Origin of the sequence: Kaistia sp. MMO-174, assembly GCF_037147815.1 — a bacterium.
Lineage (GTDB): Bacteria > Pseudomonadota > Alphaproteobacteria > Rhizobiales > Kaistiaceae > Kaistia > Kaistia nematophila.
Window position 1 is genome coordinate 127,097 of record NZ_JBBCUO010000002.1, and the last position, 20,538, is coordinate 147,634.

Annotated in this window: 15 protein-coding genes; 10 read left to right on the forward strand and 5 right to left on the reverse strand. The window is 67.1% G+C overall.

The window, feature by feature from the left end; genetic code table 11:
- The first annotated feature begins 19 nt into the window (after positions 1-19).
- The 5 genes from glgC to WFK98_RS06605 all read left to right on the forward strand — a co-directional run bounded on the left by glgC (position 20) and on the right by WFK98_RS06605 (position 7,229).
- Positions 20-1,285, forward strand: coding sequence for a glucose-1-phosphate adenylyltransferase (gene glgC, locus WFK98_RS06585; protein WP_266339987.1), 1,266 nt, complete (start codon positions 20-22; stop codon positions 1,283-1,285).
- Between the two features lie 150 nt (positions 1,286-1,435).
- Positions 1,436-2,887, forward strand: a complete 1,452-nt coding sequence (gene glgA, locus WFK98_RS06590) for a glycogen synthase GlgA (RefSeq protein WP_336799695.1) — start codon at positions 1,436-1,438, stop codon at positions 2,885-2,887.
- Positions 2,887-4,953: a glycogen debranching protein GlgX gene (gene glgX / locus WFK98_RS06595; protein WP_336799696.1), complete on the forward strand. Its 2,067-nt coding sequence runs from the start codon at positions 2,887-2,889 to the stop codon at positions 4,951-4,953. Before glgA ends, glgX begins: the two co-directional genes overlap by 1 nt.
- 169 nt (positions 4,954-5,122) lie before the next feature.
- Positions 5,123-6,061 carry a hypothetical protein gene (locus WFK98_RS06600; RefSeq protein ID WP_336799697.1) on the forward strand — a complete coding sequence of 313 codons (939 nt, stop codon included), beginning with the start codon at positions 5,123-5,125 and terminating at the stop codon, positions 6,059-6,061.
- A gap of 40 nt (positions 6,062-6,101) precedes the next feature.
- Positions 6,102-7,229, forward strand: a complete 1,128-nt coding sequence (locus WFK98_RS06605; RefSeq protein WP_336799698.1) for a GNAT family N-acetyltransferase — start codon at positions 6,102-6,104, stop codon at positions 7,227-7,229.
- A gap of 6 nt (positions 7,230-7,235) precedes the next feature.
- On the opposite strand, the gene WFK98_RS06610 is transcribed toward WFK98_RS06605, so the two are convergent.
- From WFK98_RS06610 to WFK98_RS06620, 3 genes are read right to left on the reverse strand one after another with little or no spacing between them, the layout of a single operon-like run.
- Positions 7,236-8,684, reverse strand: coding sequence for a lipopolysaccharide biosynthesis protein (locus tag WFK98_RS06610; RefSeq protein ID WP_266339992.1), 1,449 nt, complete (start codon positions 8,682-8,684; stop codon positions 7,236-7,238).
- Positions 8,678-9,979, reverse strand: a complete 1,302-nt coding sequence (locus WFK98_RS06615; RefSeq protein WP_336799699.1) for a VpsF family polysaccharide biosynthesis protein — start codon at positions 9,977-9,979, stop codon at positions 8,678-8,680. The genes WFK98_RS06610 and WFK98_RS06615 overlap by 7 nt, the downstream gene beginning before the upstream one ends.
- Entirely contained in the window at positions 9,976-11,058 is a 1,083-nt protein-coding gene (locus tag WFK98_RS06620) for an acyltransferase (RefSeq protein ID WP_336799700.1), read from the reverse strand. Before WFK98_RS06620 ends, WFK98_RS06615 begins: the two co-directional genes overlap by 4 nt.
- Positions 11,059-11,405: 347 nt before the next feature.
- Here WFK98_RS06620 and WFK98_RS06625 point away from each other — a divergent pair, with 347 nt between their 5' ends.
- Positions 11,406-13,574 (forward strand): Wzz/FepE/Etk N-terminal domain-containing protein, encoded by a 2,169-nt coding sequence (locus WFK98_RS06625; protein ID WP_336799701.1) that lies wholly within the window; start codon positions 11,406-11,408, stop codon positions 13,572-13,574.
- Between the two features lie 5 nt (positions 13,575-13,579).
- Positions 13,580-14,641, forward strand: coding sequence for a glycosyltransferase (locus tag WFK98_RS06630; RefSeq protein WP_336799702.1), 1,062 nt, complete (start codon positions 13,580-13,582; stop codon positions 14,639-14,641).
- Here WFK98_RS06630 and WFK98_RS06635 read toward each other — a convergent pair.
- Positions 14,638-15,744, reverse strand: a complete 1,107-nt coding sequence (locus tag WFK98_RS06635; protein WP_266339997.1) for an endo-1,4-beta-xylanase — start codon at positions 15,742-15,744, stop codon at positions 14,638-14,640. The genes WFK98_RS06630 and WFK98_RS06635 overlap by 4 nt on opposite strands.
- A 132-nt stretch (positions 15,745-15,876) precedes the next feature.
- Between WFK98_RS06635 and WFK98_RS06640 the strand changes: the two genes are divergently transcribed.
- Together WFK98_RS06640 and WFK98_RS06645 are read left to right on the forward strand one after the other, a co-directional pair.
- On the forward strand, positions 15,877-16,659 hold the full coding sequence (locus WFK98_RS06640; protein WP_266339998.1) for a WecB/TagA/CpsF family glycosyltransferase: 783 nt from the start codon (positions 15,877-15,879) through the stop codon (positions 16,657-16,659).
- A 12-nt stretch (positions 16,660-16,671) separates the two neighbouring features.
- Positions 16,672-17,868, forward strand: coding sequence for a glycosyltransferase (locus WFK98_RS06645; RefSeq protein ID WP_336799703.1), 1,197 nt, complete (start codon positions 16,672-16,674; stop codon positions 17,866-17,868).
- A 4-nt stretch (positions 17,869-17,872) separates the two neighbouring features.
- Here the strand turns inward: WFK98_RS06645 and WFK98_RS06650 are convergent, their stop codons facing one another.
- Positions 17,873-18,943 carry a glycosyltransferase gene (locus WFK98_RS06650; RefSeq protein ID WP_336799704.1) on the reverse strand — a complete coding sequence of 357 codons (1,071 nt, stop codon included), beginning with the start codon at positions 18,941-18,943 and terminating at the stop codon, positions 17,873-17,875.
- 83 nt (positions 18,944-19,026) lie between these two features.
- On the opposite strand from WFK98_RS06650, the gene WFK98_RS06655 reads away from it, so the two are divergent.
- Positions 19,027-20,493, forward strand: a complete 1,467-nt coding sequence (locus WFK98_RS06655; RefSeq protein ID WP_336799705.1) for a glucosamine inositolphosphorylceramide transferase family protein — start codon at positions 19,027-19,029, stop codon at positions 20,491-20,493.
- Positions 20,494-20,538 lie beyond the last annotated feature (45 nt).

The window sequence follows — 20,538 nt, forward strand, 5'->3', positions numbered from 1 at the left end:
CGTTTTGGAGGGACAAAGGATGGAACGGCCGCAGACCAACGCGCCTCTTGCGCGTAATGCCATGGCCTTCGTGCTGGCGGGTGGACGCGGCAGCCGCCTGATGGAATTGACGGATCGGCGCGCCAAGCCGGCTGTCTATTTCGGCGGCAAGTCGCGCATCATCGATTTCGCGCTTTCCAATGCCGTGAATTCCGGCATCCGCAAGATCGGCGTCGCCACGCAATACAAGGCGCACAGCCTGATCCGCCACCTGAACCGTGGCTGGAACTTCTTCCGCCCGGAGCGCAACGAGATCTTCGACGTCTTCCCGGCCAGCCAGCGCGTTTCCGAGGACGCCTGGTATCGCGGCACGGCCGACGCCGTCTACCAGAACCTCGACATCCTGAAGGACTATGACGCCAAGTATTTCGTCATCCTCGCCGGCGACCACATCTACAAGATGGACTATGAGTTGATGCTGCAGCAGCACGTCGACTCCGGCGCCGACGTGACGATCGGCTGTCTCGAAGTGCCGCGCATGGAGGCGACCGGCTTCGGCGTCATGCATGTCGACGAGACGGACCGCATCCTGCAGTTCGTCGAGAAGCCGAAGGATCCGCCCGCCATGCCCGGCAAGCCGGACAAGGCGCTGGCCTCGATGGGCATCTATGTCTTCGACACCAAGTTCCTGATCGAGGAACTGGAGCGCGACGCCAACGATCCGAATTCCAGCCGCGACTTTGGCAAGGACATCATTCCGAACATCGTCAAGAACGGCAAGGCGGTCGCGCATCACTTCGAGAATTCCTGCGTGCGCTCGACCCAGGAATCGGTCAGCTACTGGCGCGATGTCGGGACGGTGGACGCCTACTGGGAAGCGAATATCGACCTGACCAGCATCGTGCCGGATCTCGACCTGTTCGATCGCAACTGGCCGATCTGGACCTATAGCGAGGTCACGCCGCCGGCGAAGTTCGTCCACAACGAGGATCACCGGCGCGGCTATGCGCTGTCCTCGCTGGTATCCGGCGGCTGCATCGTTTCCGGCGCTTCGCTGGAGCGTGCGCTGCTCTTTACCGGCGTGCGCTGCAATTCCTATTCGCATATCGAGAACGGCGTGATCCTCCCCTATGTCGACGTCGGCCGCTCGGCGCGCCTCTCCAACGTGGTGGTGGATGCGCGTGTGCAGATCCCGGAAGGGCTGGTGGTGGGCGAGGATCCCGAGCTCGACGCCAAGCGCTTCATGCGAACCGCGAACGGCATCTGCCTGATCACCCAGCCGATGATCGACGCGCTGGAGGAATAGTCCGCAAGACCCTCACCCAACCCTCTCCCGCAAGCGGGCGAGGGCTTTCTGCCGGCTTCCTTGCCCACGATCGCGCGCAGGCGGAGGGACTCCCTCTCCCGCCTGCGGGAGAGGGCGGGGTGAGGGGCTTCCTTGTCAAAAGGCCTGTAGTTGATGACCCTGAAGATCCTCGCCGTCGTCTCCGAGATCTACCCGCTGGTGAAGACCGGCGGCCTGGCCGACGTTGCCGGCGCGCTGCCGGGCGCGCTGGCGCCGGAGGATGTGGCGGTGACGACGCTGGTTCCGGGCTACCCGGCCGTGCTGGCGGCTCTGAAGAAGCCGGAGGTCGTGCACACCTTCGCCGGCCTGTTCGGCCGCGACGCCCGGCTTCTGAAGGCGCATGCGGCGGGGCTCGACCTTCTGGTGCTCGACGCGCCGCATCTCTTCGACCGGCCGGGCAATCCCTATGTCGATGCCGGTGGCAAGGACTGGCTCGACAATCCGCTTCGCTTCGCCGCGCTTTCGCGCGCGGCGGCCGAGATCGGGCAGGGGCTGGTGCCGAAGCTGAAGCCGGACGTCATCCACGCGCATGACTGGCAGACGGGCCTGACCGCCGCCTATCTGCGCTATTCCGACCGTCCGGCCGTGCCGACGGTGATGACCGTCCACAACCTCGCCTTCCAGGGCCAGTATGGCCGGGACCTGCTGCCGGCCCTCGGCTTGCCGGCCCACGCCTATGCCATCGACGGCGTCGAATATTACGGCACAATCGGATTCCTGAAGGCAGGCCTGCAGCTTTCCGACCGCATCACCACCGTGTCGCCGACCTATGCGGCCGAGATCCGCACGCCGGAGGGCGGCATGGGGCTCGACGGCCTGTTGCGCGCCCGCGGCAACGCGGTTTCCGGCATCCTGAACGGCATCGACACCGGGGTCTGGAACCCGGCCGACGATCCGAGGATCGCCGCCCCCTTCGATCTGGCGCGCCTTGCCGGCCGCGCCGCCAACAAGAAGGCGCTGCAGCAGAAGCTCGGGCTCGACGTCGATCCGAATGCGCTGATCTTCGGCGTCGTCAGCCGGTTGAGCTGGCAGAAGGGGCTAGACCTCCTGCTGGAACGGCTGCCGGCGCTGCTCGGCGCCGGCGGGCAGCTGGCGCTGCTCGGCTCGGGCGAACCGGGGCTCGCGAACGGCTTTGCCGCCGCCACCACGCTGCATCGCGGCCGCGTCGGCATGCTGAACGGCTATGACGAGGAGCTGGCGCATCTGATCCAGGCCGGCTCGGACGTGATCCTGGTGCCGTCTCGCTTCGAACCCTGTGGGCTGACGCAGCTCTGTGCGCTGCGCTATGGCGCGCTGCCGCTGGTGTCTCGCGTCGGCGGTCTGGCGGATACTGTGATCGACGCCAACGAGGTGGCGCTCGCCGCCGGCGTCGGCACCGGCATCCAGTTCAACCCCGTCTCCGGCGACGCGCTGGAAGGCGCGATCCTGCGCACCGCCGCGCTCTGGCGCGACCGTCCGAGCTGGAAGAAGCTGCAGAAGAACGCCATGAAGACGGATGTTTCCTGGACCCGGCCGGCAGCCGCCTATGCGAGGCTCTATCGGGATCTGGCGGCGGCAAGCTGATGGTGGCCGGCATTCCTTTCGGCGAGGGATCGGCCGAACCGCTCGGCGTCACGCCGACCGCGATCGGCGTCAATGTCGCGGTCGTTTCCGCCCATGCCGAGGCGATCTTCTTCTGCCTCTTCGACGCGGAAGGCGAGGTCGAGCTTCGCCGCATCCGCCTGCCGGGCCGCACGGGCGACGTCCATCACGGTCATGTCGAGGGCGTCCGGCCGGGCGCGCGCTATGGCCTGCGCGCCGAGGGGCCATGGCGTCCGGAGGCGGGCCTGCGCTTCAACGGCGCGAAACTCCTGGTCGATCCCTATGCGCTGGCGCTCGACCGGCCGTTCCGGCTCGACGACGTCCTGTTCGACGCCCGCCGCCTGGGTGCGGCGAGCGACGGGCGCGACAGCGCCGCCGTCGTGCCGAAAGCGATCGTCACCGCCGCCGCGAAGGCAAGGCCGCGCCTGACGCCGCCGATCGCCTGGGACCGGCAGGTGATCTACGAACTGCATGTGCGCGGCTTTTCCAAGTGCAATCCGGCCGTGCCGGAGGCCATTCGCGGCACCTTCGCCGGCCTCGGTCATCCCGCCTCGATCGCGCATCTGAAGCGGCTCGGCGTCACCACGGTCGAACTGCTGCCGGTCGCGGCCTGGCTCGACGAACGCCACCTGCCGCCGCTCGGCCTCGTCAATTACTGGGGCTATAACCCGATCGCCTGGATGGCGCCGGATCCGCGCCTGGCGCCGGGCGGTTTCGCCGAAGTGGCCGACGCCGTCGCGGCGCTTCATTCGGCCGGCATCGCCGTCATCCTCGATGTCGTCTTCAACCATTCGGGCGAGAGCGACCATCTCGGCCCGACCGTGTCGTTGCGCGGCCTCGACAATCCCACCTACTACCGGCTCGAGCACGGCGACCCCTCCGGCTATGTCAACGACGCCGGCACCGGCAACATCCTCGCCTGCGATCGCCCGCCGGTCGTGCGCCTCGTCATGGATGCGCTCCGGACCTGGGTCGAGCGCGCCGGCGTCGACGGCTTCCGCTTCGACCTCGCCACCACGCTCGGCCGGCGCGAGGATGGTTTCGATCCTGCCGCGCCGCTGCTCGCCGCGATCGAGCAGGATCCGCTGCTGCGCGATCTCGTCCTGATCGCCGAGCCCTGGGACATCGGGCCGGGCGGTTATCAGCTCGGCAATTTTCCGGCCGCCTGGGGCGAGTGGAACGACCGCTATCGCGACACGGTGCGACGCTTCTTCCGTGGCGACGGCGGCATGGTCGGCGACATCGCCACGCGCCTCGCCGGCTCGGCCGACATCTTCGCGCCCCGTTACCGGGGCGTTACCAGAAGCGTCAATTTCGTTACCGCGCATGACGGCTTCACGCTCGCCGATCTTGTCGCCCACGTCCGCAAGCACAACGACGCCAATGGCGAGCGCAACCGCGACGGCACCGACGACAACAAGTCCTGGAACAACGACGCGGAGGGGGAGACGGCCGACGCAGCGATCCTCGCCCGCCGCCGCGCCGATGTCCGCGCGCTGCTGATGACGCTGGTGTTCTCGCGCGGCACGCCGATGCTGACCATGGGCGACGAACTCGGCCGCAGCCAGAAGGGCAACAACAACGCCTATGCGCAGGACACGCCGCTCGCCTGGCTCGACTGGGTATCGGCAGACGAGGAACTGATTGATTTCACGAGCGAGATCATAGCCTTGCGTGCGGATCATCCAGCGCTGCGCGACCCCCGGCCGCTCACCGGTAAGGTCGTGCCGGGCAGCGACGAGCCGGATGTAGGCTGGTTCGACGCCGACGGCCGGCCGCTGGACGAGGCCGGCTGGCACGCGCCGGGGAACCGGGCGCTGGTCGCCGTTCTGGCGACGGCGACGGCCGACGTGCCTTTGGACCGCGTCTGCCTCGTGCTGCACGCCGGTCCGGCGCCGATCGATCTGCGTCTGCCGCCCCATGCCGGCGGCGGTCGCTGGCGGCTGGGCGCGGCGTCTCTCGATCCGGATGGCATCCGGGCGGCCATGTCCGTGTCCGCGCAGTCCCTGCGCCTGGAGCCAAGGTCGGCATTGCTCCTGCTCGGCTAGGGAATGCTTGCGCCGGTCTTGGTATTTTGCGCGATCAAGAGAATTTTACGAAAAGCGCGCGAGATAAAGCTTGCCCAGCATTTACTGTGTTGGCCAAATTCAATGGCCGCTGCGGGCGCTTTTCGTTAAACTTGTAGGCAAGAACCGGGATCTGCTGACGGAGGCTGTCGTGCCCGATACCATTTTCAGGAATTGGTCCAGCGACTTCAGCAGGGACTGGGGCAGGAAGCCGATCCGGATCGATCACACGCTCAGCCAGAATGATCTCTTTTCCAAGGAAGCCCTGGCCGAACTGATCGAGCGCTACCCGATCGAGCACTACTCGCTGATGCGGACCAGTTCGCGCGGCGAGGAGAAGAAGATCTGGCGTCGCGGCGAAGTCGGCGGCCTCAGCGGCCATGAGGTCATGGCGCAGATCGCCTCGGGTGGTCTGTGGCTTCAGCTGCGCGAGTTGAAGCTCGTCGACAAGCGCTACAACGACCTGCTGCAGTCGATCTACGCCGAGGTCCGCGAGCGCGTGCCCGGCTTCCATTCCTTCGGCCACGAAATGGGCATCCTGATCTCGTCGCCCAACGCCAAGGCGCACTATCACGCGGATCTTCCGGGGCAGGCGCTCTGGCAGATCCTCGGCCGCAAGCGCGTCTATATCTATCCGGCCGCCGAGCCCTACCTGCCGCAGGACGAGCTGGAGAAGATCGCGCTGACCGGGCTTGAATCGGCGCTTCGCTACGATCCCGAGTTCGATCGCGACGCGCTGGTGCTCGATCTCGAGCCTGGCCAGATGCTGACCTGGGAGCTGAACGCCCCGCACCGCGTCGAGAACCATGACGAGCTCAGCGTCTCGATGACGACCGAGCACTGGACGGAGGAAATCCGTCGCGAACAGATGATGACCGTGGCGAACGGCATCCTCCGCAAGCATTTCGGCGTCAAGCCGAAGCGCGGGAGCGCCGATGGTCCGGCCTTCTGGGCCAAGGCCGCCCTGCAGGCGGGATGGCGCCGCAGTCCCTGGTACAAGCGCGAGCAGCGCAAGATGATGCCGGTGGATTTCCGGCTTGCGCCGGGGACAACCACGACGATCGTCGACATCCCCGCTTACGTCGTCTGAGGCTCTTTGGCACAACCGCCATGAGCGGAGGATGAGCGCGATGAGCAGCGGGGCGCGTGATCGCTGGACGGTCACCGTGCATGGATCCTGGCAGGAGGCGGCCGGCGACTGGCGGCCCTTCTTCGCCGAGGGGCCGTCGCCCACGCCCTTCCAGGCCGAGCCGTGGCTGGCGCATTGGTATGCCGCCTTCTCGGGCCGGCCCGATGTCCAACCCTTGCTCGTTCATGTCGCCGACGCCGGTGGAGCTGCTGCTGTCGCGCTGCCTCTGATCCTGCGCCGCGATCGTCTGAGAACCATCGAATTCGCCGATCTCGGCATCACCGACTACAACGCGCCGCTGCTCGGACCCGCCGCGCCGGTCGATGTCGCGGAAGCGCTGTCGCTGTGGCGCGCCGTTCGCGCATCCTTGCCGCCGGCCGACCTGATCGAGTTCACCAAGGTGGTGACGGAGATCGGCGGGCGGCCCAATCCGCTGGTCCAGGCGCTCGGCGGCGAGGCCTCGCATCTCTTCGGCAATTATGTCCGCATAGATACCGACTACGAGACCTGGCTGCGCAGCCTCGCCAAGGAGAACCGAAAGGAACTCGGGCGATTCTGGCGTGTCTTCACGCGGGACGAGCGCGCGCGCTTCATCTTCGTCGAGGATGCGGAAACGGTACGGAAGATCTACGGCTACCTGACGGCGCAGCAGAGCGCGCGTATCCGCTCGCTCGGGCTGCCCTATCTGCTCGACGAGCCGGACTATGACGCCTTCTACCGTGATATGCTGCTCGATGGCCTCAAGGACGGGTCGGCGAAACTGTCGGCGCTGGTCGCCGGCGACGAGTTGGTCGCGGGCCTGTTCGGCATCGCGCATGGCGATCACTATTCAATGGTGCGGATCAGCACGGCAGGTGGTGAATGGGCCAATTGCTCGCCGGGCCGGCTGGTGATCGAGCGGACCATGGAGGCGCTGCACCGGCAGGGCTATCGCGTCTTTGATTTCACGATCGGGGATTACGGCCACAAGCGCGCCTTCGAAGTCGAACGCGTGCCGCTCGTCAGCATTCACGAGAGCCTCTCGTGGCGCGGCTGGTCGACGGTCGGCTACGAAGGCGCCAAGGCGTTCGTCAAGCGCCATCCCGCGATTGAAAAGCTGGCCCGCAAGGTATTGCGACGGGCCGCCTGAGCCCGCTCACGCGGCGGCTTGGGCGCGACGGTCCAGCCGGCGTCGTAGGATGGTCCGCGCCTCGCCGCCATAGGCGACCAGGATGGCGATCGCATAGAGCCCCATGCCGAGAAGAATCGTCAGTACCAGCCCGGTGACGCTCCGTGCGGTCGGGACGAGGGCGAGGCCGAGCGCCATGACGCTGGTTGCGGCCATGACCTTGACGATGTCGAGCACGGGCGGGACGAAGTCGAGCCTCCGCATGGCGAGATACATGCTGACGGCCGCTGCCGCGGTCGAGCCGAGGGCCGTGCCGACTACGGCGCCGATCGGACCGAAGAGCAGCAGTCCCGCGGTGGTCAGGACGACTGCCGCGACGATCTCGACGATGTCGACGATGCCGGCATAAGAGAGCCGCTTCTCCAGGATGAAGATCTGGTCGCTGACATGCACATGCAGGAAGCGGATGGCGGCGGCGAGTGCCGACAGGCCGAGGATCGTTTTGGTCATCTCGCGGTAGGGCTCGGCGATCAGCAGGTCGGTGGCCGGCGTGCTGATCATGGCGATGCCGACGACGGTCGGCGCCATGACGCCGATCAGAAGGGCGGCGTTGGTGGCGAGTTGCTGCAGCGCTTCGGCGCGCCTGCCCTCGTTCAGGAGGCGGGCCGCGATCGGGAAGGCGGCCGCCGCGACCAGCATGGCGCCGAAGGATGCGCAGCGCCGGCCGAGCCCCCAGCCGACGGCCATCAGGCCGAAGGCGGCGGCGCCCGAGATGTGCCCGACGACGTATCGGAAATTGTTCTCGGCGATCCAGCCGAGGCCATAGAGGATCAGGATCGGGCCACCATAGGCGAAGGCGGCGCGGAGGATCGCGGCCTCGATCCGGCGCGGCAGGATGGCGATGCCGATCATTGGCGCGGCGACGAGATTGGCGATGAATTGTGCCGCGCCATAGGCGAGGATCAGAGCCTCGCTGGTCGGCTGCCACCATGTCAGCAGCGCCAGGCCGATGCCGAAGCCGAGGATCGGCCCAAGGATCTGCAGCAGCGTGTAGGCCAGGATGTTTGACTGCGCCCGTGCCCGCTCGGAATAGTGGGTGTTGATGCCGCGCGTCGCGAAGAAGAAGGCGACGACCAGCACGGTTTGCCAGGTGAGATGGGTGACGTCGATGATCGCAACCGTGATCACCGCGGCGACGAGGCTGATTGCGACCGAGAGGAAGATGACCGCCGCTTCGGTGTGCAGGAAGGCGCTGCGCTCGGCCCGACCGCGCTCGAACGGCATGAAACGCAGCGCGTAGACCGAGAACCAGGACAACGCGATCAGATAGGCGAACTCCTGCGTCGCCGTGATGAGCACGTAGGAGCCCATCTCGGCCGGCGGCAGGAAATAGGTCCAGACCACCATCGACAGCAGCTGGAAGGCGGGCGACAGCAATTGTGCCGGAAGGTAGCGGATCGTCTGGCGGATCAGCATGCGCGCGGTTCGTTGGTGGAAGGCGGAATGAAGCGACGATCGAGCAGGATCAGGATCATCGTCATCATGAGCGCCATGTCCGTCGTCTTGTTGGCGATGCCGGTCGAGGTCGACGTCACGAGGAAGAAATAGGCCAGCGGCAGCAGGCCCGCCCACCCGACGCTGCGGAGAATCTCGGAGCAGAAGAAGAGGAGCCCGACGAAGAACAGCAGCGTGGTGATGATGCCGTAGTAGGCGAAGAAGGCAACCACGAAGCTCTCGATTCCGATCGCGAGGTCGAGCCGGCGCTGGTTGGAGGCGACATGGGAGAGGTCGGGGGCGAAGACCAGATCCCGCAGTGCCATGCCGTCGAAGATGTGGAACATGGCGATGCGGGTGGCGGCGCTGCCGGAATCATCCTCGAAGCGGCTCAGGAAGGTATCGAGAATACCCCCCTGGACCAGCAGCGACCCGACGGTGGCGATCAGGGTGAGCACGACGATGACGGCGAAGGCGTCGCGCAGGCGGAACCGCCTGCCGGCGAGGACGGCGGCGATGCTCCAGGCGCTGCGGGCGGCGAGCAGGAGCAGCACCACGACGGTTGCGGCGCGGCCGCCGAAGGTGACCATGGCGCTGAGGTTGTAGATCAGCAGGAAGGTGCGAAGCGGCAGGTCGAAGCGGCGGCCGCCGGGGCCGGTCAGAATCAGCAGATAGAGCCCGGTGGCGAGCGTGTTGATCAGCGGATGTCCGAGCAGCGCCGTCGATCGCCAGTCATAGGTGATGACCTCGCCGCCTGAATAATAGGGCGTCAGCCGCCAGCCGGTGAAATACTCCGCGAAGCCCAGCGTCGAGTTGACCAGAAAGAACAGGTGCAGCGCGATGACCAGTCGCTCCATCATCGGCGCGCGCAGCGCCGAGAGCGAGACGAACATCGCCAGCGGCAGGACGAAGGTGTCGGCGATCGCCGAGATCGGCAGCTTCTGGACGATGGCGGTCTGGAATGTCAGCAGCGCGATCGCCATCGCGAAGACGAGCAGGCCCGGCCGGCGCACCGCCAGCGTCGCCAGCATAGACCCCGGACCGATCGCGACCGCCCATACGGCGAGCGAGGCCAGCGACAGGAACGTCGCCGGATGGAATTTTGCGAGCGGCGATCCGCCCGCAGACGCATAGGGCAGGCCCGCCGCCTGCAGCACCTTGGACGAGACCAGGAACAGCACGGCGACGGTGAGCGCCGTCAGGCCTGTGGCGAGCCCGTAGGGGCGCGCAATCCGGATCGGTCGATGGAAGCTCGGCGCGGTCCGGGAAGCGCTCATGTCGTCGCCGCCTTCTCCGCTTTCGCATCCGCGCCGTCGGCGCGCGCGCCGCTCACCGGGCGCAGCGTGATGCCGAGGAACAGGAGCGCCGTCCAGCGCGTGCGGACGAGCAGCCGATGGAGCAGGATCGGCATGCCGAGACCGACGACGAGGGCCGCGGCGAAATACACCCCGTTCGGCAGGCCGGGCAGCAGCGTCCCCAGCGCCTTGCGAAGCGCGGCGGTGAAGAAGACGTGGAAGAGATAGATCGTATAGGAATAGCCGCCGACGAATTCGAGCGGCTGCCAGGTCAGGCGACTGAAGAAGAGAAACAGGCAGGCGGCCAGCCCGAACAGGAGCCCGAAGGTGGACTGGCGGGCGAAGTTCAGCCCGTTCCAGCCTTCATACTGTCCGAGATTGAGCAGGAACAGCACGGCCACGGCCTGCCCGAAAAGGGCTGTCACGAGGCGCCGTCGCGCCGGCACGTCGCCGATCCGCGCGTTGAGAGACCAGACCCGCAGCAATTGGCCGAGCAGGAAATAGGGCAGGAGATAGAACGCCGAGCCGATGGCGAACAGGTCGGGATTGAAGGTCGGCGCGGCGACGAAGATGGCGCAGGCGACTGGAAACAGCGCCGTCATGAAGGCGCGGGAATGCCTCCCGGCGATATAGTTTCCGGTAAGCAGTGCTGCCATCATCAGCATGGTTGCCTGCAGATACCAGTAGTGCTCGTAGGGCAGAAGGTAGAGCTGCCAGATCGGTTGCGAGAAATCGTGGTTGATCAGGCCAAAGCAGAAATAGAACAGGGTGGAGACGACCACGAAGGGGATGCCGATCCGGCGCAGCTTCTTGCCGAAGGCGACGGACAGCGCCGCGCGGTCGGCGACATAAGCCTGGAACACGTATCCGGACAGGAACGAGAACAGCGGCATGCGGATGTGGATGAATAGCTCGGTGAAGAGCCGCCAGCCATTGTGTCCGGCGATGTGCATCCCGTGCTGCGGGTCATTGCCGATGACGTGGTAGGCGACGAGCAGCACGCAGGCCAAACCGCGTAGTGCCTCGATATGCCTGTCTCTCCGAGGGGAGGTCGTCACCATGCCTGAGAACTTGTCCGTTGCGCAGGGTTGCGCGCGCACGAGCTATAGGCCCATTCCCGCCCGACGCGTCCCTGTTTCTGGCGATAGCGTTAACCGTTTCATCCCGCGTGCAAAAAGCAAGCGACGAGTGCGTGAACGCGAGGACGGATCTTTCGTCGCGCGGGGAAGACAGGCGGCTGCGCGATTTATGAACAAATCGCCGTGACGCGGCCTCAAATCAACGTTTAGGTATCCTTAATCGCGCGTCTCCATAGTCATTGGGCCGGACCTGCGGGCCGGCGATCCGTAAGGCGTGCGGATTCCATCCTCGTCCATGGAAGACAATGGCGGCCAAGGCAAATTTCTCGATGAGTCGCCCCTCCGATCCGGCGGGCGAAGCCGGCGGAGCGTTCGATTCCGCCGCCTCGGATTCCATTGACCTCTCCATGCTGCTGGCGATGCTGCGCCGCCAGGTCCTGCTGATCCTGCTGGTCGCCGCGCTCTTCGTCGGCGCCGGGTTCGCCTATTCCTATCTGGCCGACAAGGTCTATCAGGCGACGGCCCGCGTGCTGCTCGATCCGCGCGACAAGCAGCTCGTCGGCGAGGAAGTGGTGCGCCCGACCCAGGGCGTCGATCTGAGCTGGATCGAGACGCAGGTCGATCTCGTCACCGCCACCGGCACGCTGCGCAAGGTGGTCGAACGGGAGCATCTCATCGATGATCCCGAATTCGGCGGCACCGGCAGTCCGGCCGATCTGGACGCCGTGATGAATTCCTTCGCGCGCCATGTCCGCGCCGAGCGCGGCGCCCAGACCTATGTCATCGACGTCATCGTCTCCTCGACTTCGGCGGAGAAGTCGGCCCGGCTTTCGAACGCGGTCGCCGACGCCTTCATCGCCAGTCTCACCGAGGCCAAGCAGAACGCCGCGCGCCAGGCCAATATCCTGATTGCCCGGCAGATCGACGACCTGAAGGCCAAGGCGCGCGAGGCCGAGGACCGCGTCGAGGCCTATCGCCGCGAGAACAACGTCGTCCAGGTCGACGGGCGACCGGTCGACGAGCAGACGCTGAAGCAGTTGAATGAGGCGAACGTTACGGCGCGGCTCAAGGCCGACGAGGCTTCCAGCCGCCTGGCAAAGCTCGACGCCATCGCACGTTCGGGCGGCGGCGATCTCGCCTCGGCGCTTTCGTCCGTGGATTCCCCCGTGCTCGGCCGCCTGAAGGTCGAGTATGCGCTGGCGCTGCGGCAGCAGGCCGAATTGCAGCAGACGCTCGGCGATCGCCATCCGCGCATGCAGGCGATCGATGCCGACATCGCCCGCAGCCGCGGCCTGATCAAGCAGGAGCTCGACACGATGGTGGCGCGCGCCCGCGTCGACGCGGACCTCGCCAAGTCGCAGGTGGCGAGTTCCGCCGCGGCGCTGGCCGCCGCGACGAACAAAGTGAGCCAGACGAGCGACGCCAGCATCGCGCTTCGCGATCTCGAAGGCGAGGCGACGATCCGTCGTGACGTTTACCGCGCCTTCGTCGCCCGCGCGCAGGAGACCGGGCTGCAGGAGAATCTCCAGGTTTCCGACGCGCGCATCATCAGCCCGGCGCAGGTGCCGCTCTATCCCTCCTGGCCGCGCAAGAAGATCATCCTGGGACTGGCCGGCATCGGCGGTCTCGGCGTCGGCTTCGCCCTCGCGCTCTATCGTGGTCGTTCGCGCCTGGACCGTCCCCAGGGAGCGCCCGCGCTTCATCTCGTCGATGACGCGGCCGGGCCAAAAGCTGAACTGCCGGAAGCCCGTCCCGCCCCGCCCGAGCCCGGCAATGTGCTTGCCGAAATCGGCGTTCCCGGATCGCTGGCGAGCGGCGACGTGGTGACCGAGGAGGCGGCCGGAGAACTGATGGGCGGCGTTGCCGTCGACTCCCGCCCTGCCTTCCAGTCGCTCGCCGACCAGCTGATGAAGCCGGCCGATACGGAGGGGCCGGCGGTGCATGTCCTGTTCGGAACCGCCGCCAGCGGCGCGATCGCCGCCGTGGCCTATGGCCTGGCCCGCGTCATGGCGGAGCAGTCGGCCGAGACGCTGCTGATCGATGCCAATAGCGGCGCGGTGACGACGGGTTCCTCGCTTCTCGGCCGCGACGTCTCCGGCATTCTCGATCTCGATCTCCGTCACGCCGAGGCTGACGCCATCGGCAGTCGGCTCGAGGGCGCCTCCATCGTGCTTCTGCCCGCCGCGAGCGCGCGCCTGCGCCACCAGATCGGCTTTCATGGCGAACGCCTGGTCGAGACGATCCGCGACGTGGCGGATGGGTTCCAGCGCGTCGTGGTCGATCTCGGCCCCTCCTGTCCGCCGGCCCTGTTCAGTTCCCTGGTCGATATCGCCGACGACGTCGTCATGGTCGTCGATGCCGAGGAGGCGGATTCTCCGGAGATCCGCTCCATGTTCGCCGATCTTCGCCGCCTCGTGCCGGACCTGCGAGGCATGGTGGCGGCCCGGGCGACGTCGGTCGTCGTCGACGATGCGCCCCCCGCGACCGCGACGGCTTGATCGCCATGGCGCAGTCCCCCGTCATCCATGTCGACGAGAGCCATCTCGGCCGCTACGTGACGGGGCTGGAACGGATTACGCTCGAACTCTTTTCTGCCGAAGCGCTTGCGCCGCTTCCGGTGGAGCCTCTGCGCGCCTCCGGCACGCGCGGCATGATTGTGGCCCAGACGGTCCGGCTCCCCGCGCGGCTCGCGGCCAATCGGCGCTCGCTGGCGCTCTGTCCGGGCTTTCCGCCGTCGATCCCTGTGTCGCTGTTCGGTGATCGCGTCATTCCCTACATTCATGACACCTTCCTGCTGACACGGAAGCAGGATCTGAACTGGCGCGCCCAAACCTATATGGCGCCAGCATTTCGTTTCGCCTTGCGCCGTCTGCCGTGGCTGCTCGTCAATTCCGAAACCACCCGCGACGAGGTCTCCCGCTTCGCCCGGCCGGATGCGGAGATTTCGCTCTATCGGCCATGCGTCCGCGATGTCTTCGGCATCGCCCATCAGGCTGGCCGGGCTCGTATCTGGTCGAAGGGGCAGGCGCTTCGGCTGATCGCGATCGGCACGGTCGAACCACGCAAGAACCTCCGCGCCGCCGCGGCCGTCGCCGCCGCGTTGCAGGCGGCCGGCGTCGATGCCCGGCTCGACATCGTCGGCCGCCTGGGCTGGGGCAATGAGGTCGAGGCGCTGAAGGCATTGCCGCATGTGACGCTGCACGGCTATCAGCCCGCCGACCGCGTTCGCGAACTGATCGCCGCCGCGCATGCGCTGATCACCACCTCGCATGACGAGGGCCTCGGCCTCGCGCCGCTCGAAGCGCAGCAGGGCGGGCTGGCCACCATCGTGGCCGACATCAAGGTGTTTCGCGAAGCGCTGGGGGCCTCCGGTCTTTTGATCGATCCGGCCAGGCCGGATGAGGCCGCCCTGCGAATCCGGGCGCGGCTCATCGACCCGCCCGATGGCTTTGTCGCGGCGGCTGAGCTCGCCAAGGCCAATCTCGATCGCTGGAACAGCGCTGCCGATCGCGACAAGGCGCAACTGATTGAGCGCCTTGCCGCCAAGCTCGCCGCGCGTGGCTAGGGCGTTCGCTTCGGCCGGCCCGTGAGCGCCGCCACGATCGCGTCGACGGCAGGCTTTGGCCGGAAATCCGAATCATAGGGCAGGGGCCGGGGCAGGCGCTTCGCGTCGGGGTCGGCCTCGCGCGCGGCGTGCTCATACCAGCTGGCGGAATCGGCGAGCTGCCAGGTGATCACCGTCTTGACCGCCGGCACACTCAGCACGGCATTCAGGAAGTCGCGGTAGCGGGCGGCGACGGCGGCGTCGCGCGCCGGGATGTCGTCCGGAAAGCTGCTGTCGTCGACGTCCAGCTCGGTGATCAGGATGTCGATCTTGCGTTCGGCCAGCTGGTGCAGGAAGTCTGCGAAGCCGGAATCGTCGAACGGGCGTCCTGGGTCCAGATGCCCCTGCAGCCCCACCGCGTCGAGCCGCACTCCGTCGTGCTGCAGCCTGTCGACAAGCTTCAGGAGACCGGCGCGGATTTTTGCGCCGTCCTCGTTCCAGACCTCCGTCATCGCCTCGTTCAGGACCAGCCGAGCCTTCGGGTCAGCGGCTTGAGCGCGCTTGAAGGCGCGGCTCACATAGTCCGGACCGAACGCGTCCAGCCAGGGACCGCCGCGAAAGTCGCCGGCCAGGCCGTGGCCCGGCCAGAATGGTTCGTTGACCACATTCCAGGACGGCAGACGGCCCGCGAAATAGCCGACGGTCTCGTCGATATGGCGGTCGAGCGCCTTCTGCTTTTCGGCCCGCGACAGCGCCATCAGCCATTCCGGCCGGCTCTCATTCCAGGCGAGGGCGTGGCCGTGAACGGGAATGCCCGCCGGTTCGGCGAAGGCGAGGATCGCTTCCGCGTCTCCCGGCAGGAAGAGATTGGCTTCGGGCCGCAGATGGCCGAAGATCAGCGCCCAGTCGACCGTGAAGATCCGCGCCTGTTCGACATAGAGCGAAGCCTGGGCTTGGTTCTCCAGCGTATCGGCGGCGATCGACGTGCCGAAGACGACGCGGGCTTGCCCGGCGATCGCGCCCAGAGTTTCGCTCTTCGGTGTCGCCGCGATCCCTGGCGGCCGCAGCAGCGCGGCTGACAATCCGGCGCCAGCGGCAAGGAAATCCCTGCGGGAGAACTTCACGGCGGTCTCCATCGCGTCCGGTTCCAGTCTTTTTAACCTTCTCAGCTATATCGGTACCCGGCAAGCCTCGGCGAGGCGCAACGCCTTGGCCGGAAGCCGCCGATTGGATAAACGGGAGACGAGCAGGCGATCATGGCAAGTTCAGACACCATGCGATCGACAACGCCGCCGGATCTCGTGCGCATCGATGCTGGGCGGGTGAATGTCGCGACGCAGGCCGAACTGATCGCACGCGTCATCTCGGATGCGGCGAACGGCATCGGCGGTGATGTCTTCACGCTCAACCTCGACCATCTGGTCAAGCTCAGGGACGATGCCCGATTTCGCGAGGCCTACGCCGCCGCGACCTATGTGACGGCGGACGGCGCGCCCGTCGTCAGCATCGCGCGACGCCAGGGCGTTGCGGTGGATCGCGTGACCGGCGCCGATCTGGTCGTGCCGCTCTGCGAGGCCGCCGCCGCCGCCGGCGTCTCGATCCATCTCTTCGGCACATCCGACGCCATCCGCGACGAGGCCGCCGCGCGGCTCAGAGCCGCCATTCCCCGTCTTGAGATCGCGGGTTCGGAATCGCCGCCGCGCGGCTTCGATCCGGTCGGGGCCGACGCGATGGCCGCCGCCGGCCGCATCGCCGCTTCAGGCGCCGGCATCTGCTTCGTGGCGCTCGGCGCGCCGAAGCAGGAGCTCTTCGCACATGCCGCCGTGCAGCAGCGGCCCTCCGGGGTCATTTACATCTGCATCGGCGCGGCGCTCGATTTCATTTCGGGCCGCAGCAAGCGCGCGCCGCTTCTGTTCCAGCGCACCGGGACGGAATGGGTCTGGCGCTTCATCCAGGAGCCGCGCCGGTTGGGGATGCGCTACGCCCGCTCGATGGGCTACTACATCGGTTACCTGATGAAGGGCTCCGCGCGCGGCTAGGGTAATTCGAGAATGACACACCGGCTGACCATGCTGCATCCGATCGATCCGCGCGGCTCGAAGGTCGGCGGTATCGAGACGCATGTCCGCCTGATGTTCGAGCGCCATCCGCCGGATTTCTCGGTCCTGCTGGTTGGCGTCGACGAGCGAGGCGATCTCGAGCTCGGCAAGGTGGTCAAGCTGGCGGTCGGCGACCACACGATCGACTTCCTTCCCGTCGTGCACATTCCGGACCGCGAGATCCATGGCGCCGCCAAGAAGCTCTGGCAATCGGTGACGCTGCGCTTCGCGCTCGGCGCGCTGCGCTACCTGCCGACGATCCGCCGGCTCGGCGACGCGCCTCACGCGACGACGGAGCTGCAGCGTTTCGAGTTCGCGCCGATCGGCCGGATGCTCGGGCGTCCGGTGGTTCAACTCGTGCATGGCGAGGGTAGCCGCAAGGACCAGATGGATTCGCTCATCAAGCGATTCTGGTACATCAACGCCCTGAACGAGCGCATCGCGCTTCGCCTCGCCAGCCGCATCGTCTGCGTCAACCAGAACATCATCGAGCGGTTCAAGAAGGTGATGCCGCAATTCGTGACGAAGTCGGAGCTGCTGACCGTCTCGGTCGACATGGACCGCTTCGCGCTGGCGCCGTTCCCGGAAGGCGACGTGTTCCGCATCGTCTTCGCCGGCCGCCTCGACACCTTCAAGGACCCGCCCCTGATGTTCGAGACCATGCGCCGCCTGCATGCGGCGCGGGGCGGGCGGTTCGAGTTTCACTATATCGGAACCAGCGATCCCCATCGCTTCGCCGAATTCGCCGCGATCGAGCCGTTCACGATCCGGCATGGCTTCCAGAATTCCGAAGGCGTGGCCGCGATCATGCGGCAATGCCATTCCGGCGTGCTCACTTCCTTCTTCGAAGGCATGCCCTGCTACCTGCTCGAACTTCTCTCGACCGGCCGTCCCGTCGGCGCGATCCGCCTGCCGCAGTTCGATCCGCTGCTCGTCGCGGGCGAGAGCGGATTCCTGGTCGAGCGCCCCGCGGATGCCCTCGCCTCGGCGGAGCAGATGACGGCGGGCTTCCTGACGCTTTGGGACGAGATCGCGACCGGCCGATTGGCGCCGGAGGCGATCCGCGCCAAGGCGTTTCCCTATTCGACCAAGGTGCAGATGCCGAAGCTGTTCGAGCGGCATCGGCAACTGGCGGCCGATCGGAGCTAGCGGGTCACTCCTCGCGGGCGATCTCGTCGAGCAGCTTCTGCCAGGCCGCGAAGCCGGCCTCGCTCGAAAACTGGCGGGCGCGCGCGATGCGGGGGGCGGGATCGCCGGGATCGGCCAGCGTCGCGTCGATCGCTTCGGCCATGGCCCGCGGGGCACCGATCGGCACGATCTTGCCGAAGCGGTCGCCTGCCAGGATCTCGCGCGGACCGGCGCAGGCGGTGGCGACCACCGGCAGGCCGGCTCCCAGCGCCTCGACGGCGACCATGCCGAACGCCTCGGTGCGCGATGGGATCGCGCAGAGCCGCGCCGCGTCATAGAGCGGCGTCGGATCGGTATATCCCGCCAACCGCACCTTCGAGCCGAGATCGAGCTGCCGGATCTGCGCTTCCAGCGCCGGTCGTTCCGGTCCTTCGCCCGCGATCGTCAGCGTCGCGCCGGAGGCGGAGACCAGGGCAAAGGCGGCGATCAGATCGTCAAAGCCCTTCTCGCGCGACAGCCGGCCGACGGCGACGATGTTTGGCGCGCGCGCCGCGAGGCTCGAAGCGTCGATTGTCGTCGCGGGCAGGGGCACCGGATTGTAGATCCGCACCGTCTTGTCGGCTTCGGCGCCCCAGCGGTCGACCATCACCGTCTTCAGGGTCTCGGAGACACAGACGATCCGGCTGCACAGCTTGGTGAGGATCGGCATGCCGTAATAGGCGGCGGCGGCGAGTTTGCCGGTCTTGTATTCCTCGAAACCATGGAAGGAGATCACCAGCGGCACGCGGTTGCGGGCCCGGAGCTTGGCGAGCGCCAGTTTGGTGGCATTGCCGGAAAGGGCAGAGAGCGCGACATCTGGCGCGAAATCGCGAAGCAGGCGGGCGAGAGCGGCGACGCCGGCGCGGTTTCCGGAGGGCAGCACCTCGACCCGCACGGCCGGATCGAGCCCGGTCGTCCCGTCGCCCACGCCGTCGACGGCGAGCACCACGTCATTGCCCTCTGCTGCGAAATGCGAGGCGAGCAGCGCCCAGACGCGTTCGGCCCCGCCGCCTCCGGCGAGCGATCGCGTGTAAAAGAGATACTTACGCTTTGCCACTAGCCTGCTCGTTCCGCGTGCCGGGAATCTACCGCACCGAGCCGTAATGCCGAATGCGCGTCGCGCCAAGGAGAGAGATGCCGATGCGGATCGATATCCGGCTCGACCCGAGCAAGTTGCGCGGCTGGCAGTGCGAGGTCGTCACCGCATTGCGGGCGCGGCCTGGCTGCGACGTCCGCCTTTCCAGGGGCACGGCGAACGCCGGCCTGCCGAAATCCGCCGACACGCTGCTCTGGCTGGAGCGCACGCTCTTCCACGCCGAGCACGGCGCCCTCGCGACGGGGGCGGCCTGGCCCGACCTGCCGGCGGCGGAGGACGACTGGAGCCCTGACCTCAGGATCGATTTCTGCGGTGACGGGACTTCCGAGGGGACGGCGATGGGCGTGCTCAGCCTCCGCTGCGACGGCGAAGAGCCGGAGGCGGGGGCGCTGGCCGCAGTCCTCGACGAACGCGCGCCCTCCATGCACACCTGTCTCGCGCTCGACGGCGCCGTGCGCATTCTTTCTGTCTGGCGGCCGGCGGTCGAAAACCGGCGCAGCGCGACGGCAGCGCTCGGCATGCTGCTCGGCCGCGCCGCCCACATGCTGGTGCATGACGCGGCGCGCCTCGCGGATGGCATCCCGGGAGGCAGCCTTGCCGCTCCGCCTCTTCCTGAGACGCTGGACCGTTCCGCGGCCAGCTTCTTCACCACCTCGCTGGCCGCTCGCGTGCGCAATCGCATTGAGCGCCAGCTCGGTCGCGCGCCGAATTGGTTCGTCGCCTGGCGCGACCGCGTGGGCGGCGACGAATTGCCGGTGATCGGCCCGGCTGGCTTCCGCCGGCTCGCCGATGACGGCCAGCGCTTCTACGCCGATCCGTTCCTTTGGGAGCAGGGCGGCAAACGCTACCTTTTCGTCGAGGAGTTTCCCTATGCGACCGGCAAGGGTGTGCTCTCGCTGAGCGATATCGGCAGCGACGGCAAGGCCACGACGCCGCGCGTCATCTTCGAGACGGATTGCCATCTCTCCTATCCCTATCTGTTCGAGCATGATGGGGCCCACTGGATGATCCCCGAGACCTCGTCGCGGCGGACCGTCGAGCTCTATCGCGCCGATCCGTTCCCGGATCGCTGGACGCTGCACTCGGTGCTGCTCGACAATGTCGATCTCGGCGACGCGACGCTGCAGAAGGTCGGCGACATCTGGTGGATGTTCGCCGGCTCGCGCGAGCGTTGGACGTCGAGCTGGGATGCGCTCTCGCTCTTTCGTGCGCCGTCGCCCTTCGGGCCGTGGCAGCCGCATCCCGGCAATCCGGTTCTGGTCGATCTCCACGCCGCGCGGCCGGCCGGCCGCATTCTCGACATCGGCGGCCGGCTCGTGCGGCCGGTGCAGAATTGCGACGGGCTCTATGGCGCCGCGCTCGGCTTCGCCGAAATCCGCACTCTCTCGTCGCAGACCTATGCGCAGACGCTGTCGGCTTCCGCGCTGCCCTGGGGCGACAACAGCGGGCTGCATACCTACAACCGCAGCGCCACGCTTGAAGTGATCGACCTCTTCGGCCCGCGCGGCTGAACCTTCGCCAAAGTCCGTCACCCGACCTTCTCCCCCAGCGGGCTG

Bases quoted from the DNA above. Each gene is read 5' to 3' on its own strand.
- WFK98_RS06655 (WP_336799705.1), top strand. From the start codon at position 19,027: ATGCGGATCGATATCCGGCTCGACCCGAGCAAGTTGCGCGGCTGGCAG.
- WFK98_RS06605 (WP_336799698.1), top strand. From the start codon at position 6,102: ATGAGCAGCGGGGCGCGTGATCGCTGGACGGTCACCGTGCATGGATCC.
- WFK98_RS06625 (WP_336799701.1), top strand. From the start codon at position 11,406: ATGAGTCGCCCCTCCGATCCGGCGGGCGAAGCCGGCGGAGCGTTCGAT.
- WFK98_RS06610 (WP_266339992.1), bottom strand. From the start codon at position 8,684: ATGCTGATCCGCCAGACGATCCGCTACCTTCCGGCACAATTGCTGTCG.
- WFK98_RS06630 (WP_336799702.1), top strand. From the start codon at position 13,580: ATGGCGCAGTCCCCCGTCATCCATGTCGACGAGAGCCATCTCGGCCGC.
- WFK98_RS06615 (WP_336799699.1), bottom strand. From the start codon at position 9,979: ATGAGCGCTTCCCGGACCGCGCCGAGCTTCCATCGACCGATCCGGATT.
- WFK98_RS06620 (WP_336799700.1), bottom strand. From the start codon at position 11,058: ATGGTGACGACCTCCCCTCGGAGAGACAGGCATATCGAGGCACTACGC.
- glgX (WP_336799696.1), top strand. From the start codon at position 2,887: ATGGTGGCCGGCATTCCTTTCGGCGAGGGATCGGCCGAACCGCTCGGC.
- glgC (WP_266339987.1), top strand. From the start codon at position 20: ATGGAACGGCCGCAGACCAACGCGCCTCTTGCGCGTAATGCCATGGCC.
- WFK98_RS06645 (WP_336799703.1), top strand. From the start codon at position 16,672: ATGACACACCGGCTGACCATGCTGCATCCGATCGATCCGCGCGGCTCG.
- WFK98_RS06640 (WP_266339998.1), top strand. From the start codon at position 15,877: ATGGCAAGTTCAGACACCATGCGATCGACAACGCCGCCGGATCTCGTG.